The organism is Corynebacterium poyangense, from assembly GCF_014522205.1.
GTDB classification, from domain to species: domain Bacteria; phylum Actinomycetota; class Actinomycetes; order Mycobacteriales; family Mycobacteriaceae; genus Corynebacterium; species Corynebacterium poyangense.
The window spans coordinates 176319-193934 of record NZ_CP046884.1; the positions used below are offsets into that span (position 1 = coordinate 176319).

The following is a 17616-nucleotide window of genomic DNA, read 5'->3' on the forward strand; positions in this document are numbered from 1 at the left end:
CCCCTAGGCTAAAACGAATTATTCGTTGGGTTTCCGGAAGCGCTTCCAGGAGCGCTTCCGGGGGCAGAGTTAGGGTTTGCCTTAAAGCCCTGGTCGGCGGCATTCCCGGCATTCCCAGCATTCCCGGTTCCTCCCTGAGGGTAGGCGCCACCCAGGCCATTATTCTGCGGGAAATCAGTGTAAAAACCTTGGTCGTGAGAAGTCTGCTGACCTGCCTGGCCTGAGCTCGGAGCATCCATCCCGGCGTACCACTGCCGGGTAGAGGTAAGAAGCGCTAAAATCATCGCGACTAAGCACCCCAGCAAGTACAGCACCATAAGGATCACGCCCAAACCCGATGCGAAGGGGAAGTACAGCTCACTGAATCCTTCCATTGCTGCCCCGAAGACAAAGAGAAGCATGGTGAACTGAAGAAATGCGACGATGATCGGTGATCCCGGGCTGCGCTGAGAGCCAAGGAAGAATAAAGAAATCGCCGGGATGACTGCGTGAACGACGGCAAATAATGGAGCCAAGGAGAAAAAGAGGTACTCCATCCCGCTCAGTATGCAGAAGACCATGACTAATAGACCAAGACCCGACAGTCCGGTCAACAGCCATATCAAATTTTTGGCTGGTTTAGGCATGGTTTTAGTCTCTGGGAAGAAGGGGAGGGCTGGTTTCTCGCTCGAATTGGATGGGAATTGGTGCTGAGATTGAGCTGTCGTCGGAGCATAAAAATCCTGGTTGGCAAATTGATTGTGGGGGACACTCCCCCCTCCCTGAACGCCGTGCGCTGGAGGGAAGGAAGGCTGGGGGTTCCCGGGTATTGTCCATTCGCCATCCCGGGGGCGGAGAAATTGTGGCTGGGATTTGTCTGGGAGTTATCTGGGAAAGCCGGACTGCCCTGCAATGGAGCGGACGGGGATCCGGGAGAACTCTCATTGAGGTCTTCCGGTAAGGCGTGATGTTTTCCGCTATCGTGAGGGGCTGATGAGTCGTTAAGCGGGAAGCCCTGTGTTCTTCCCCTGGTCAGCTGCATCCTCATGATGAGGCCGCGGGCTTGCTCCCACAGTGCCTTCTGCAGGCTGTTGAGCGGTAGGGAATTGATCGGGGAAAGAACCGGTTTGAGCCAGGCAACGCAATGCATTGATATCTATTGTTTCTGCCTTCTCATCATGCAGCCGGGCGTCGTACTTCTGACGGCGCTGCTGGTCTCCCAAAATCGTGAGAGCAGTTTGGAGCTCCTGATACTGCGGAGACCCGAACGGAACATTGTCTTCCTGCATCCGCTGAAGACGTGCATGAAGCTCTTCCTGCAATTCAGGGGTGCTGGAATCTTCATTGAGCTGCAGAGTTTGATAGAAGTTGTAATGAGTTGCCACGAGCAATCCTCCTAAAGACAAATCAAATGTGGTGTATAGGATAGCGCAGGGTATTCGCAGCTTCCTCCGAGTGTTGTGGCAGTTTCCCCAGTTAAGCTGTTTTTTGTGATCCCGAAGAATCAATGTGCTCCAGCGGCTCGGCCTCAGCCACGAGCTATTCAGTTAGCGCTTCTGGCTTTGTTCACCGCAGCTGTGCTTCCCTTTGTGCTAGCTGCTGTAGTGCGAGTAGCGGGGGCTTCTCCAGCTCGACATCCGGTGCCGCTTGACCTGGGTAATGATGAGTGGACGGTGTCTGTGCCGACCTCTGTGAGCTGTCTATCTAAGGATTCCTCTCAACCGGATGTGCGGACGTGGGAGTGCGGTAGTACCAATGTGACAAGTTCAGTTGCTGAGAATCCAGAGAACTCTGATCGGACGTTGCGCCGCGCGCTTCGGGCTGCCACAAATCGGAATGTGAGCGAGCCGAGTGTATCGGAGGTTTATTCCAGTGGAAATGTCAGCCTGTTAGCTCCGTCTCAATCCGGGGCGGTGGCCATGCAGCTGAAAGTGGAGGCATCGGGGGAATCGGAGGTTAACCGGAGTGAGACTGAAAACCCGGCCAAGGTTTTGAATGTCGTGCTGTATAAGACGGGGAATCCTGAAGAAATGAAGACATTGGCGGGCGCTATCTGGCAGGCTCTCAGCGGCGCGGCGCCCGATGAATCGGTGAATGATGTTATTAATCAAGCTTTTAGTTGACCCGACGCCCACCGGCGTCCGTAGTTTTCGTGTTCCGTGTTCGTTATTTCTCCCTCACTTTCCCCGAGTACCGTCATGAAGAGATTCTTATTTTTAGCGATTATCGGCGGCATGGCCGGTGTTTTCTTCCAACTCGGCATGGAGTCATTCCTCACCTGGCAAGCCGTGTTCTTTAGTATCCCCTTTGCGATCCTACAAATAGGATTGCTGTGGTTGCTATGGCAATGCACCCCATTGAAGAAGGTCGACTACCTGTGGGCTGGCTTGCTTTGGGGTGGCGGATTAGCCATTGCGCTGGCTCCAGTTTTAGCTAAGCCTATTCAGCAGATAGTGGAAAGCCTTGATTGGCCATTCCTCCTTGCGCCACTAGCTGGGACATGGCCGGAGGAGTTACTCAAAGCCATGGGCGTTGTCATCATCCTTGGGTGTTGTTCGCGCGGGAAACCGTGGTGGGGGTTAATTATCGGTGCCTCTATTGGGATGGGTTTTGAAGCAGTAGAAAATATTTACTACGCAATCCAGGGGGCTTTAGATCATCCAGATGCCGATGCCACCGGTATGGTTTCTACCTGGCTAGGTCGGATGATTATGGGCCCTTACCTCCATGTATGTTGCACCGCTTTGTCCGGTTGGGGCATTGGGCAGGCTTTCTTCCGGACAGATCTCACTAAGCGCGGCAGGTGGGCTATCGCCCTAGGGTGGTTCTTTATTGCGTGTGCCATTCACTTCGTCTGGAATTGGGATGGTGGTTCCTTCGCCTCGCTCAGGCTCGTCCTTGATGCCGTGGTGATGTACGGCCTTACAGGTTATGTGTTCTTGAGCCAAATTCGGAAGGTATCTCGGCACAGGGTTATCCGGCAAGCTATTGCTCAGCGCCCGGATTCCGCCCGCTCATTCTCCGCCCAAACCAGGCCACCAGCACCAGTGTCCCTGGGCTCCTTAACTACTGCTTCCCCTTCCTCATCCATGTCTGAGGTGTCTAGTGATATATCATCAACATCTTCCTAACACCCCCGTTACCCCTGTTCAACGGGTGTCAGTTTGCGAGAAACCCACTTTATAGGGTTTTCTATAGGTTGACCGGAAGTGGAAAACCGGAAGAGGTGACCGAACTGATGACTCGCAGCGTCCGCACTGGGCTTTATGACCCGCGTTATGAAAGTGATGCGTGTGGCGTCGCTTTTGTGGCAGACATCCACGGCCGACCTTCTCGACGCATTGTCGACCAAGGTATCCAGGCCTTAATCAATATTGACCACCGTGGCGCCGCTGGAGCAGAACCCACCACTGGTGATGGCGCCGGTATCTTACTCCAAATCCCGGATTCTTTTTATCGTCAGCACCTGGATTTACCTCCTGCTGGTTCTTATGCCACCGGTATAGCTTTCTTGCCGCGTCGACGCATGGCCATGCTTGACGCCCGCCGCCAATTTGAAGACATCGTCAAAGAAGAAGGAGCAGAGATCCTCGGTTGGCGTGAGGTGCCTGTTGACCCTTCCGGACTGGGCTCCATGGCCCGCGACGCTATGCCTACTTTTGCTCAGGTGTTCTTAAGCGCCCCCGGCAAAAGCGGCATTGACCTGGACCGGGTAATGTTTTTTATCCGCAAGCGTTGTTCTCATGAGCTGGGTTATACCGATGGGGAACCCACCATCTATTTCCCTTCCCTATCTTCTCGAACCATTGTCTATAAGGGGATGCTCACCACCCCGCAGTTGGCGGAATTCTACAAAGATCTCACACACCCGGACTTCACCTCTGCCATAGCTTTGGTGCACTCTCGTTTTTCCACCAACACGTTCCCATCATGGCCCCTTGCTCATCCTTATCGCCTCGTTGCACACAACGGTGAAATCAATACCGTCAAGGGAAATGAAAACTGGATGCGTGCTCGCGAAGGGGTCATGCGTTCTGAGCAATTGGGTTCTTTGGACCGAGTCCTTCCCATCTGCGATCCTCATGGCAGTGATACCGCGCGTTTTGATGAAGCCCTTGAGTTGCTTCATTTAGGTGGGCGTTCGCTCCCCCACGCCATAGCAATGATGGTGCCTCAGGCATGGGAGCATAACCCTGCTATAGATAATGAGTTACGGGATTTCTATGAATACCACTCTTGTTTCATGGAGCCCTGGGACGGGCCAGCGGCAATCGCTTTTACCGACGGAACCCTCATCGGTGCAATACTAGACCGCAACGGGCTGCGGCCCGGTCGGGTGTGGATCACAGATGAAGGTACCGTGGTCATGGCTTCAGAAGCCGGGGTACTGGATGTTGATCCCGCTCATGTAGTGAAAAGAACTCGGGTTCAACCAGGGAAGATGTTCTTGGTAGATACCGCCCAGGGCCGCATCATCCCCGACGCGGAAATCAAGCGGGAGTTAGCTCAGTCCCAACCTTATGGCCAGTGGATTAGAGAAAACTTTGTGCCGCTCGATGGGTTACCCCAAACTCGTTATCACTGGATGCCACATGAGCGAGCAGTCTTACGCCAACGAGTCTTCGGCGTCACGGAAGAAGACGTCGACCTTATTATCCGACCCATGGCTTTAGACGGAGCCGAGGCCATTGGCTCGATGGGGTCAGATACGCCCATTGCGGCGTTGTCGCAGCGTCCCCGGATGTTGTTTGATTTCTTCTCTCAACGGTTTGCCCAGGTCACTAACCCGCCGCTGGATTCAATCAGGGAAAAACCAGTGACCAGTATGTTTACCTTATTAGGGGCACAGTCCGACGTCCTTAACCCGACGGCTGAGGCGGCTCGGAGAATCCGACTGGACTCTCCGGTGATTGATAATCACGCTCTCGCGACGTTGATCCACGCTAATGACCAAGAAGAGTGGGGATCATTCTCCGCCAAGGTGATCAATGGGCTCTACCCGGTGGCCCACCATGGTGCGGGAATGAAAGATGCCATTGCCAGGGTCCGGCGGGAAGTATCCCAAGCTATTGCCGAAGGCCACAGCCTCATTGTGATTTCTGATCGCGAGTCTGATGAGCGTTTTGCCCCCATCCCCTCGCTGCTTCTCACCTCAGCGGTCCACCAACATTTGGTGGCTGAGCGTACTCGTACCCGCGCGTCCCTGATTATTGAGGCCGGGGATGCTCGTGAGGTTCATCATCTGGCCATGCTCATTAGTTTCGGCGCGGACGCCATCAACCCATATATGGCCTTTGAAACCATTGATGAGCTGCGGATGAAGGGTCAGCTCGGAGATTTAAGCCTGGATGAGGCGTGTTCCAATTACGTCTCCGCGGCCACCAGTGGCGTGTTGAAGGTGATGTCCAAGATGGGTATTGCTACGGTCGCCAGTTACCGAGGCGCCCAGCTCGCCGACGTCACAGGCTTGCATCAACAGCTTCTGGATGACTATTTCGGCGGCGTGAATTCCCCGATTAGCGGGGTAGGGTTGGCCGAAATCGCTGAGGATGTGGAGGCCCGCCACCGCAGCGCTTTCCTACCACGTCCGGAAGAAAACGCTCACCGAGAGTTGGATTTAGGTGGAGAATATAAGTGGCGCCGGGAGGGGGAGTACCACCTCTTTAACCCGGAGACTATTTTCCGTCTCCAACATGCCACCCGTACCGGCCAATACGCCGTGTTCCGGGATTACACCCGCGCCGTGGATGATCAGTCTAAACGTCTTGCCACTCTCCGCGGCTTATTTGAACTTACCCCAGATCGTGATCCCGTCCCCCTTGACGAAGTAGAGCCGGTTAGCGAGATCGTGAAACGTTTCTCCACCGGAGCTATGAGCTATGGCTCAATCTCGGCTGAAGCCCACGAGGTCCTTGCTATTGCCATGAACCGACTGGGAGGCATGTCGAACTCCGGCGAGGGCGGCGAAGACGCGCAACGCTTCACCCCGGAAGCCAACGGGGACTGGCGACGCTCAGCTATCAAGCAGGTCGCCTCTGGGCGGTTTGGTGTTACCAGTCATTACCTCAACAACTGCACGGATATTCAAATCAAGATGGCTCAGGGTGCTAAGCCTGGGGAGGGCGGACAGCTACCGCCTAATAAGGTGTATCCGTGGATTGCTGAGGTGCGGATTACCACGCCTGGGGTAGGACTAATTTCACCACCGCCGCACCATGATATTTATTCCATCGAGGATCTAGCGCAGCTCATTTATGACCTGAAAAACGCTAATCCTGAGGCACGTATTCACGTCAAACTGGTGGCTGAACAAGGGGTTGGAACTGTTGCTGCCGGGGTGTCAAAAGCTCATGCGGATGTAGTGTTAATTTCTGGTCATGATGGAGGCACCGGAGCATCCCCGCTGACCTCCCTCAAACATGCTGGTGGCCCGTGGGAGTTAGGCCTTGCTGAAACCCAGCAAACCCTGCTTCTTAATGGGCTGCGGGACCGGATCCGAGTGCAATGCGATGGCCAGCTCAAAACTGGCCGCGACGTCATTATCGCTGCCCTTCTCGGGGCGGAGGAATTCGGGTTCGCCACGGCACCGCTGGTGGTAGAAGGCTGCATCATGATGCGGGTATGTCACTTGGATACCTGCCCGGTTGGTATCGCCACCCAAAATCCTGACCTGCGTCGACGCTTTAATGGTCGGGCTGACCACGTGGTGAATTTCTTTACTTTCATCGCTGAGGAAGTTCGCGAATATCTGGCTCAGCTCGGGTTCCGGAGTATTGATGAGGCAGTCGGGCAATGCCAGGTGCTAGGCATGACGAAAGAATTAGAGCACCACGCCCGGGCTGCCAAATTGGATTTGAGCCCTATATTCCACCGTCCGGAGACCCGCTTCCCGGCTCAGGCGTCGCGCTGTACCAAGGAGCAAAAGCACGGTTTGGAGTTCGCGCTGGATCACCAGATCATCGCGGATACTCAGCTGACTATCGATGCTGCCGCAGCCGCGAGCTCCAAGAATGCTCCAGCGTGGATGTCGGCGGGGCAGGCCCCCACTGTTAATCTCAGCTATCCCATCAGTAACGTCAACCGTTCGGTGGGCACCATGACTGGTTCGCGGATTACCCGGGCCGCGGGTGCCGAGGGGCTACCTGATGGCAGCATTAACCTCACCTTCCAAGGTTCTGCTGGCAACTCCTTTGGGGCGTTTATCCCAGCCGGCATGACCATGACGTTGGTTGGAGACGCTAATGACTTCCTCGGGAAGGGGCTATCTGGCGGGCGCATTGTAGTTCGACCTAACCCCGAAGCCCCAGCGCAAATTCATAACCTCCCCGATATCATCGCCGGCAACGTCGTTGGATTCGGGGCGACGAGCGGGGAAATCTTCCTCCGCGGCGTTGTGGGTGAACGCTTCTGTGTTCGCAACTCTGGCGCCACCGTGGTTGCCGAGGGTATTGGCAACCACGGATGCGAATACATGACCGGTGGACGAGTTGTGATTCTCGGTGAAATCGGAGAGAACTTCGCTGCCGGAATGTCCGGTGGCATCGCCTATATTCCAGCTGAGCTGGATGTGGACAGATTGGTAAATCCAGGCCTGGTGGACGTCGAAGCAATATCCGAGGAAGAGGAGCAGTGGCTAGCTGACATTATTGAGCGGCACCGCACCCTGACGGAATCCACGACGCCCTACCAGGCGAAAGATCTGGTGCGGGTAATGCCGCGCGACTACAAGCGAGTATTAGAGGTGATGGCTCGCGCCGAAGAATCGGGTGAGGACGTCAACGCTGCGATCATGGAGGCTGCGAAATAATGGCTGACCCAAGAGGATTTTTACAGCACCCGCGACGGGAGCCGGAGCATCGGCCCGTGCCCTTAAGACTCATGGACTGGAAAGAGGTCTATGAACCATCGTCGCCAGAACAGATCCAAGAACAAGCAACTCGGTGTATGGATTGCGGTGTACCGTTTTGCCATCAGGGTTGCCCGCTCGGAAATATCATTCCGGAATGGAATGACCTGGTCCGGCAGGATCGCTGGCGGGAGGCTTTTGATCGCTTGCACGCTACCAATAATTTCCCGGACTTTACCGGTAGGCTCTGCCCAGCGCCCTGCGAAGGTGCATGTGTCTTAGCTATTAATAGTGATGCGGTAGCTATTAAAAACGTTGAGCAAGCCATTGCGGATTATGGCTTTGATCAGGATTGGGTTCAACCTATTAGCCCTAGTTTCGACACTGGCCAAAAGGTCGCTGTGGTTGGTTCTGGTCCGGCAGGGTTGGCAGCGGCTCAACAATTAACCCGAGCCGGACATAAGGTCACGGTGTATGAGCGGGATGACCGGTTCGGCGGGTTGATGCGCTATGGGGTTCCGGAATACAAGATGGAAAAGCGTCATATTGATCGACGTCTTGAACAAATGGAACAAGAGGGAACTGAGTTTCGACCCAACACTGCTCCCACCGCTCGAGACCTCCGGGCTTTTGATGTGGTAGTGCTTGCTACCGGGACTCCAGTTCCTCGTGATCTTCCTGTTGAGGGTAGAGAGCTAGAGGGCGTCTACTTCGCGATGGAGTATCTCACTGAGCAAAACCGCGTGTGCGAAGGTGATGCAGAAGAACCGACGATCACCGCTAAGGGCAAGAAAGTAGTGATTATTGGTGGTGGTGACACCGGTACAGATTGCTTTGGCACCGCGCTGCGTCAGGGTGCTGCCAGTGTCACCCAGCTTGATATCCGCCCCCGAGCGCCACGAACCCGCGCGGCGTCTACCCCCTGGCCTATGTATCCGCTGGTTCACCGAGTCGCTACGGCCCACGAAGAAGGCGAATATGTGGTGACTGGTTCTGAGGTTGAAGCAGAGATCCCCGGAATCACTCTCCGACATAGCGGACAGTCCCTTGGTGAGCGGATCTACAACGCCAACACGGTCTCTTTCTTCGGGGACCAAGGTCGCGTGACAGGACTGTGCGGCAATGAGGTCAAAGTAGTTGATGGTCGCCGCGTTCCCATGGAAGACACCGATTTTGAAATCGACGCCGACCTGGTGCTCATCGCCCTCGGCTTCACCGGTGCTGAACGTGGAGGCCTCATCCACGAGTTAGGTGTGAAGTTCGACGAACGCGGTCGCATGATGCGCGATGACCACTACCGCGCCAGCATCTCTCCCCGCTTCCCCGGCTTCGACACTCCCGTCTACGTGGCCGGCGATAACGGGCGCGGACAGTCCCTCATCGTGTGGGCCATAGCAGAAGGACGAGCCTGCGCCGCCGCCGTGGATGCTGACCTGATGGGAGAAACAGCCTTACCGGCTAATCTCAGCCCATCCTCCCAGCCGCTCGGCGCCTAACTACCGCATAATGCTGCGGGCATCTCCCTCCGGGGGATGCCCGCTTTTTTATCGGGCCGCCAACTTATAATCCGGGGCGTTAAGCTTCATCTTTCCGGGATTCCACCATCCGGCACGTCGAATGACCTCATGATCAATCTCTGCGGTATCAGGGGTTTTCCCTTGGGAATCAGTCCTTAAGGAATAGATTTCGAGGGAACCCCAGTCGCGTTGCCAATCCCCCTTCAAATAGGCGGGTTTTTCCCAGGAGGTCAGCACGGATTCCACCGATCCCATTGCGCCGCCGCCGTTATAGTCCTGGAAGGGGCTAAGCCATACCTTGCCGTCGTAGTCCGGGGAAATCCGATACTCGGGAAGTTCCGCCACTCCAGCAAAATGGTCATAACTGCGTTGACACGGGAACTGCAGTCCTACCGACCAGTCCAAGAGCCCGGCTTTCTCGGAGCCAATATAGTCATTGAGATTTTCTAAGTGAGGAACCCGAGGTGGAGTAATAGCCACCCACTGCTCTGGGTCTAATGAGGAGTCTTCGACCTTAAGCCGAACGACGTTCGTTCCCTCGGGGAGTCGATCCAAGGGGAAGCGTACATTGCGCCACGACGGGGTGGGGCCGGCGTCGAGCATTTCCACCTGACCGGAGTCGTGGATATGTCCGTCACTGTCGCGAGTGGCATACTGGAGGAAGAATTTCTGCCCACCTTGTTTAATGCCATTAATGTCATGGTGCTGGGTACGCCCGGCAATAGAAACCACTACCAGCGGAGTGTCCTCACTAGCTTGAGGAAGCGCATACCATTCGCTGGTGAGCTTAGCGGCTTGCTGGGGTTCGTCCTCGGGGACATAAGATCCCAACACAGGCACCTTGGTGTAATCAATGTCAAAGGGCAGAGTGGCTTTGGAACCATTAACCCCTTCATGCTTCCGGAACCCGCCGGTTGTGCTGCTTTGTTGCTGCTCATCGGTGGATTCACTGGTGGTGTCTCCGGTGGTGCTATTTTCACCAATTGAGCCGACGCTGCTGGTGTCGGCATTATCTGGTTCCAAATCTTTGGGCACCCCGTTGGGGCTAAATCCATAGGAATCCTTAGTCTCTAAGGATTGTCCCAAGGGCGTACCGTTAACCGGGGTTAAGAAAGAATCATTGGTGTTGGTTTCTACCAAAACGTCTTGAGCCATACCGCAGGTTTCGCCTTTAAGGGTGCGTAAATTTCCCAGCCCCACGGAATAATTGGGGTATTGGCTAATAAAGCCTTTAGCGAAGCTAGCGCAGGAAAACAGCACAATAAAACATCCCAGTACGGCAAAGGGTGCTCGGCTAAAGCGGGCGTAGCGAGAGAACGTTACTGGCCGTGGTTGGCCACCTTCAGCAATGCGGTGGCGCTCCACAAATAGTTGCACCACGCCAACTGAGATGACGACGAGTGAAATGAATAAGACAATGTCGGCGGCTTGGACACCGTGATATTGGATAGTCCGATCCCACCAGGGGATGCCGTAGTGCGCAACATACCACCAACCATTGGTGCCGCCCAGGGCCTGAGCGAAAAGGAAAATAAAGGCGCCGATGGTGAGGGTTCGGGCCCATACCGCTTTCATCACGATGCGGCCTAACACCACTGCGGCTACTCCCGCTAGAACCGCACCCACTCCGGCGTAGATACCGAAGTGGTGAGTCCACTTGGTGGGGGTGAACGACAATAAGGCGGTTCCGAGGAAATAGATGATGAGTCCGCGCTGGATAGGGCCTTGGGCCACACCGGGGATCCGCCCGCGGTGGCGAAGTAACCACGCCGTGATCAGAATGACGGCGGTGACCATCAGCAACATGGGGACGCGTCGGGCTACTGAACCATCGGCAAGTTGTTCAAAGAGCGTGGTGTAGCGTAGACCTTCATCGTGCCACCGCAAGGAGGGGCCAACTTCGGAGCGAACCCGGATGGATTCCAACACGGAACCAAGGGGTTGATCCCCAAATACCGCAATCAGCACCGAGGTTCCGGCCGCTAAGAAGGGGGCTATGAGAAGCACAGTGCCCCGCCACCCCGGGACCCCAAGGAGAGAAATCCGTCGCCGCAACACGGTAATGAGGGACGGCAGATAAACCAGCAAGATACCCGGACCGAACATACCGGTTGGGCCACCGGCCAAGGTGAGGGTAGCGAAAATAGTGCCTACTGCGGCGGGGAGGAGGCGATTGGTAGCGATGGCTCGCTCAAAAGATGACCAGGTGAGCATCAACATGGCGGCGATATACGGTTCTGGGCGGGTGCCGTTGTCATAGGGCAACCAAAACGCCAGGAATACGCCGGCAGCGGACCAGTGGACGACGCGGCGGCCATCGACCCGGGGGCCCATGCGTGGAATGAGTTCCCGGCTGGCGATGAACCAGATGATCAAGGCGAAAATAAGCGCCGGGAGACGCATCCACACGGAGTTAGGGGATACTTGGGCGAAGAGCGCCAGGAGGTCATAGTAGGGAGAACCAAAAGGCGACTCGGGGACACCGTACCAGCGATAGTAGTTAGCCATGTATCCGGCGTTATGAGAAACCCGGGCCATGGTGAGCAAGAAACCGTCATCGGAGGTGTTGGCGCCGAAGATGTGCCACCACCCTAATACCAGGACAACAACGGCGTCGACCAGCCGGAAGCGACGCCAGTTTTGAGGAATACCGCGGAAGGGTTTGCCGTCTAGCCGGTCGAGACGATGCAGACCCCATAGGGATAGCAGGAGGAGAATAACTCCGCCCCACATGGCGGCTGCCTTGAGCAGGGTGGGGGATGAGGTGAAGCGGGAATTGATGTCCACGGTGACGGATAAGCCAGAGTTCTTGAGAGTTCCGGCGGTGGCGTCGTCGGACTTTAACTCCGTGAAAATCCCAGACACCTGGGGGCGGACGTCGCGCTCCACGGAGGCTTCGGCCAAGTCCTCGTGTCCCGGGGCGGTGATGGTGGCAGAGGTTTCCGACTCGCTGGAGGAGATGATTAAGACGGCATCGCGAGGAAGGGCGCGAACTTGATCGGGCCGGAGCTGAAGCACCACGGATTCTTCAGAAACCACATCCACGGATCCGTCGATACTGCGTACGAAGAGTCCGCGGCTGGTTGCTTCCTCCGAGTTTTCCGGCAGCGTGCCTAACACCAGGTTTTGACCATCGCGCAAGTCATCAAAGGACGACACGGGGATGGTGGCGTTGATTTCTTGCGGGGCATAAGAAACCAGCGGGGCAACCACACTATCTAGTTTCTGCTGCGGCCAACGCAAAGTGGATTGGGTTTGGTTAACCGGCAAAAACGGGATGGCGATAAACAACAAGAATCCGGCGAGCCCTGATAGCAGCGTTAATAGACGAAGCCATCGGGAGGCAATACTTTTTGGCGTCCTCACGGGCAATGAGTCTAATTGCCGGGTAGTTCTCACTTGCGGACCACCACCACGAAGGGGCCAATTTCTTTGATTTCCCATGAACCACCGCTAAAGGAGTGAGGGTTAAAACGCACCGCGGTAAATCGGACATTGGGGTTATTGGGGTAAATATCCTCAGAAATATGAGTCTTCCAACCGTCCTGATCATTTTCCAGCGAACCGCGGAAGATAAAAACCTCCGGAGCTCGCCACGGCGCGCTATCCAGCGCAGTCTTAAAGCTTTCCGGATCAGCTAGATCCTTCCAGGAACGCTCCGCCCAGTTTTCAATTTGCGTATTTCGGCGGGAAAACTCACCCAGCGGGTTGGCATAGTGGCTGGTTGCAGCCTGGAAACCGTAGTAGGGGAAGAGCGAGAGGAAATTGCGTTCATCAGTGAGCACAACGGTGTTGTCTGGATCTTTGCCCGCGCTAATAAGGAAATCATTGATTTGGCCGTAGTATTGGCCGGCGTCGCCGCTAAAGCGGTCTGCTCGCTCCCCATAACCATCGGTATCGGTATAAGCGTGATCAATGGAGCTCTGGTTGCGCTCAGGAATGGATTGGGCGTACTTTACGCCCCCAAAAATGAGGACCACCATCATGATGAGAGTGATGGTGCGGGATAGCTTCGGTGTCATCCGGTCTGGGTAAAGCCGTTCAATGCCCACCAACCGGAATTCTGCTATCGCTAACACGCCGGCGGTAGCAAGCTGAAGCACAATGACGGTGTCAATGCGGAAACCTAAGAGAGTGCTTCCCGCCAGGGTCATCACCATGGAGGCCACCGCCCACAGATAGAACACGATGAGTCCAAGGCCGAGAGCGCGAACATCATGATCGAGGGCGCGAGCTACTAGATAGATAAGGCCGATAAAACAGAGCAAGCCCAGCATGGAGGGGGCGAGGAAAGGAATCGGGATTTCGGTTCCTGCTTGGGGAAGGTAGTGGTTGGCAGTGGAGTGGGCGTGGGCATCACCGCGGAGGAGGGCCAGGAGGTATGGTCCCCAAACCGTTGCTGCGATGAGCATGGAACCCACCCCAATGATGAGGAGACGGAGTAGGGGCCACCAGGAACGGGTTTCAAGCAATGCGGCGGCGGCCGCACAAGCTACTACGGAAAGCGCAATTAACGCGGTGAAAAGGGTGTACATGGTGGCGGAAATACCCAGATAAATGAGGACCGCCAGGATGCACCACCGAGATCCTAAAAGGGCTCGGCGCGCCAGCACTGTCGCTGCTGGTGCACCGAGGGCAACAATTGCCGCATAGGGTTCTTCCGCTGCCATCACCAGCACGACACAGGTATTCACTAAAGCAATGGCGGTGGCAACGGTTAAAGAGCCAGTAATTCTTTGCCAAACTGGAACTAAGATACTTGCGGCAATCCCCAGGGAGACTAATGCCCAGGGTTGGTAGACTTCCCAACCCGGCATACCGAGTAAGTTCGCTAGCCGACCACCCAGCCAAAACCACCCGCTGGGATAAAAGCTGGGGAGGTCAACATAGTTCATATCCTTCAGCGCTAGAGTTTCTGCCATTCTGGTTAAGAATTGGGTGCGGAAACCCTGATCTACTTGAAGTCCCTCTAAATAAAGACGGGTAGCGCTGAGCGGGATACCGGTGCTACTAAAGACTAACCCTGCTGGGGCTATATAGCAGGCTACGTGGGTGAGCCATATGCGCCAGCGCGGCCGATGTAGTTCCAGCAGCGGGGTGGAGGTTTCCCCCATTTTTTTCCGGCGGGCAGCATCTGCGGATTGCTCATCCCATAGCCACCACAGCAATAACCCGCCCACAACCAGTAATAATCCAATAGTGCAGGCGGTAGCGAGGGCGCGCAGCACCATGGACGTGGAAAATGCTGGAAGATCTACGCGCTTGAGGACGGCCCAGCAACCAAGAACGAAACCCCCGCCGCCAAGACCTGCCCCGAGGATCCCGAGCAATGTTGCGCGTTGGGAGGGAAGATCAGTGGCATAGGATTCATTGACCGGGGGGTCAAAAAGATCCGGATCCGCGGGAACGGACCCGGAACTAGATTCGATGGTTGTCATGCGTCCTAGTGTGACACATGAGATTAAGAAACCGAATTAGGTTGGGGCGAAGTTCCCCTCCTTAAGAACGCGATGAGGCGGAAATCTTAGAATGGCAGGCGCCGGAAAATAGGCTTGGGAATGAACTGAAATGCCGTGGTCACCCACTTAAAGAGAGGGTGAACAAAGATTTCTTCTTTACCATCCAACACGGCCTTTACAGTGTCTTTCGCCACTCGTTCAGGATCAACAGTCAAGGGTGCCTCTGCCAAACCCTCGGTCATCTTGGTGCGCACCTGCCCTGGTCTAACAACAAGGACGTTTGCACCGCTTCCGCGAAGAGCTTCACCTAATTGGGTATAGAACCCATCCAGGCCAGCTTTGGAGGCGCCATAGACAAAATTCGAGCGGCGAACCTTCATTCCCGCCACCGACGACATAGCGACAATGGTGCCGTGCCCTTGAGCTCGGAATTTCTGCCCCAATAAGACCCCTACCGAAAGTGGCCCGGTGTAATTCAGTTGAGCTGACGCCACCGCTTTTTCCTGATCTTGCCATAGTTCTTCCTGGTCACCCAGGCTGCCAAAGGCAACGATGGCAATATCTACATCACCGTGTTCCCAGGCTTGATCAATAACCTGAGGATGAGATTCCATATCCGTGGCATCAAAATCAATGACCTCCACGGAGCTGGCTCCGGCCTTGGTGAGTTGCTCAACGGCGCCGGCTAGGCGGGGAGAATTTTCCCGCGCAGCCAAGAGCACTCGGGCGGGGCCGCGTCGCAAAAACTCTTCAACAATGGCTAACCCAATCTCGGAGGTCCCGCCAAGGAGCAAAATATTTTGCGCCTGACCCACAGCGTTCAGCATGAGTAGTGTCCTTTCTTTAGCAACTTCTGGAGAAACTTCTAGGTTCCAATAATGTTCGACGTAGGGCTGTTCGCAGTTTTAGTGCAATTCGAGACGTCGGGACATATCGGAGGCAAAGACCCCATGGGGATCAATGCTATTGCGAGTTTTCAGCCAGCCGTCCATTCCTGGGTACATTGCATGGAACATCTCAGCAGAGGTTCGGGATTCTTTGGCCAGGTACAACCGGCCGCCAAATTCCAGGACTCGCCGGTCAAGGTCATCGAGGAATTCACCAAGACCTGGGCGGATGGGGAAATCGACGCACACATTCCAGCCCGGCATGGGGTAGGACAAGGGTGCTTTATTGCCGGGTCCGAAGAGCTTGAAAACGTTGAGTGCTGAGTAGTGGCCTGAAGCCTGCATATCCCGAATAATCTCTTTAAAGGGTTCTACTGCTTCGGTGGGAACCACGAATTGGTACTGCAAAAAGCCCTTTTTGCCGTAGCCGCGGTTCCACTCGCCAATCAAGTCCAGCGGCTGATAGAACTGAGTTAAGTTCTTGATCTTATTGCGCGCCGGTGCGCCCATCAGGTAGTACGCTTCCCCGACGGCCATGAGAGAGAGCTTGTTCATGGTCCAGGATGGGAAAATATCCGGCACCGTCATGAGTTGCGGGGCATTAAACTTCAGCGGGTCTTTAGCCAGCTTAGGAGCATATTTCTTGAGCTGCTGCAGGGTAGCAAGGGAGCCACGAGAGATGGTGGCGCGCCCGAGTTTCGGCGCCGGGGAGATGACGTCGAACCACGCAGAGGAGTAGGTGTAATTCACCTCAGAACCATCAGAGTGCACAGCGATGGTTTCATCAAGAGTGTCGGTACGATCTGTGTCCGAGATGAAGTACGCGGTTTCCGTCTTGGTCATCCGGATAGTGGCTCTCAGGATAATTCCGGTGAGGCCCATTCCACCGACGGTGGCCCAAAAAAGCTCGCCGTTGGGATCATCGCTGCTCCCTTCCGGAGTGAGATGTAGAACCCGACCATCCGCCACGAGGAGCTCCATGGAGACCACGTGGTTGCCAAAAGACCCAGCTGAATGATGGTTTTTGCCGTGAATATCCGGCCCGATGGCTCCACCTATGGTCACCTGCCTTGTGCCCGGCAAAACGGGAACCCACAACCCATACGGGAGAGCTGCTTTCATGAGTTGATCAAGAGTGACTCCACCATCCACGTCAACCAGGGCGCTATCCGGGTCAATGGAGTGGATTTTGTTCAGTGCGGTCATGTCTATGACCAACCCGCCACCATTTTGAGCCGGGTCGCCATAGGAGCGTCCCATTCCTCGGGGAATGACTCCCCGACGCAGGTGCTCGGGTTTGTCGCTGTTTTTATCAGCAACGTGGGTGACTGCAGCGATGATGGTTTCCACATCCGGGGTGGACAAAACATGCGCTGTTGAGGGGGCAGTCCGCCCCCAGCCGGTCAGAGACTGTTCTGTGGTATGCAGTTCCATCTTCCGATTTTCTCTAGACTCTTAAGTTACGTTCTTTTACCCTACCCGGAGAATCTGACTGTTCTCTGTGGGACTAGCGTGATTTCCATGACTAGCTCCGGGTCTGGTCAGGTTTGTCGGCGGTCAGTGCGGATGACTTAAACCGATAGGTGTCTAGGCCTTTCGCAGCTCTGAGGGTGAAGAAGAGTGTAAAAAATATGCCCGCTAACTGGGATGTGAAACGAATTAGGGGTGTAGAGCGATAAGCGACCGCAGTGCATAATATGCGGATATACTTTTGATGGAAAATAAAAAACTATTGATTAAGAACAGCGGAAACGTCAGGCGGTTGGGCGTTACTACCCCTAAAATGGTGTAGTAGTACAAGCCCGTGATTTTACTAAAATGCATGCTCTCAGCGTTACATTTTGCAGCTAGCGATGAAAAATAGGGATTATCTGCAATAAATGATTTTAGATAGATAATATGCAAAATTGGTGAAAGGGGTTTTCTCT

General features: G+C 55.1%; 11 protein-coding genes. 5 read left to right on the forward strand and 6 right to left on the reverse strand.

Annotated features, from left to right (window positions below):
• Positions 1-8 precede the first annotated feature (8 nt).
• A complete protein-coding gene (locus tag GP475_RS00830; RefSeq protein ID WP_187974794.1) occupies positions 9-626 on the reverse strand; it encodes a hypothetical protein in 618 nt (205 codons plus the stop codon).
• A gap of 50 nt (positions 627-676) precedes the next feature.
• On the opposite strand from GP475_RS00830, the gene GP475_RS00835 reads away from it, so the two are divergent.
• Positions 677-940 carry a hypothetical protein gene (locus GP475_RS00835; RefSeq protein WP_187974795.1) on the forward strand — a complete coding sequence of 88 codons (264 nt, stop codon included), beginning with the start codon at positions 677-679 and terminating at the stop codon, positions 938-940.
• Positions 941-980: 40 nt separating this feature from the next.
• Here GP475_RS00835 and GP475_RS00840 read toward each other — a convergent pair whose 3' ends face one another.
• The gene (locus GP475_RS00840) at positions 981-1364 is read right to left on the reverse strand and encodes a hypothetical protein (protein WP_187974796.1); all 384 of its coding nucleotides are present in this window, start codon (positions 1362-1364) and stop codon (positions 981-983) included.
• 105 nt (positions 1365-1469) lie between these two features.
• Here GP475_RS00840 and GP475_RS00845 point away from each other — a divergent pair, with 105 nt between their 5' ends.
• From GP475_RS00845 to GP475_RS00860, 4 genes are all read left to right on the forward strand, one after another.
• Positions 1470-2102 (forward strand): hypothetical protein, encoded by a 633-nt coding sequence (locus GP475_RS00845; protein ID WP_187974797.1) that lies wholly within the window; start codon positions 1470-1472, stop codon positions 2100-2102.
• 75 nt (positions 2103-2177) lie between these two features.
• Complete coding sequence (locus tag GP475_RS00850) at positions 2178-3110, forward strand: PrsW family intramembrane metalloprotease (RefSeq protein WP_187974798.1); 933 nt, start codon at positions 2178-2180, stop codon at positions 3108-3110.
• A gap of 107 nt (positions 3111-3217) precedes the next feature.
• A complete protein-coding gene (gene gltB, locus GP475_RS00855) occupies positions 3218-7786 on the forward strand; it encodes a glutamate synthase large subunit (protein ID WP_187974799.1) in 4569 nt (1522 codons plus the stop codon).
• Positions 7786-9321 (forward strand): glutamate synthase subunit beta, encoded by a 1536-nt coding sequence (locus tag GP475_RS00860; RefSeq protein ID WP_187974800.1) that lies wholly within the window; start codon positions 7786-7788, stop codon positions 9319-9321. The genes gltB and GP475_RS00860 overlap by 1 nt, the downstream gene beginning before the upstream one ends.
• Before the next feature lie 48 nt (positions 9322-9369).
• Here GP475_RS00860 and GP475_RS00865 read toward each other — a convergent pair whose 3' ends face one another.
• The 4 genes from GP475_RS00865 to GP475_RS00880 all read right to left on the reverse strand — a co-directional run bounded on the left by GP475_RS00865 (position 9370) and on the right by GP475_RS00880 (position 17122).
• Positions 9370-12708 (reverse strand): arabinosyltransferase domain-containing protein, encoded by a 3339-nt coding sequence (locus GP475_RS00865; RefSeq protein WP_262485210.1) that lies wholly within the window; start codon positions 12706-12708, stop codon positions 9370-9372.
• Positions 12709-12737: 29 nt separating this feature from the next.
• Positions 12738-14780: a galactan 5-O-arabinofuranosyltransferase gene (locus tag GP475_RS00870; protein ID WP_187974802.1), complete on the reverse strand. Its 2043-nt coding sequence runs from the start codon at positions 14778-14780 to the stop codon at positions 12738-12740.
• Between the two features lie 86 nt (positions 14781-14866).
• Entirely contained in the window at positions 14867-15628 is a 762-nt protein-coding gene (locus tag GP475_RS00875) for a decaprenylphospho-beta-D-erythro-pentofuranosid-2-ulose 2-reductase (RefSeq protein ID WP_187974803.1), read from the reverse strand.
• A 78-nt stretch (positions 15629-15706) separates the two neighbouring features.
• Positions 15707-17122 (reverse strand): FAD-binding oxidoreductase, encoded by a 1416-nt coding sequence (locus GP475_RS00880; protein WP_187974804.1) that lies wholly within the window; start codon positions 17120-17122, stop codon positions 15707-15709.
• Positions 17123-17616 lie beyond the last annotated feature (494 nt).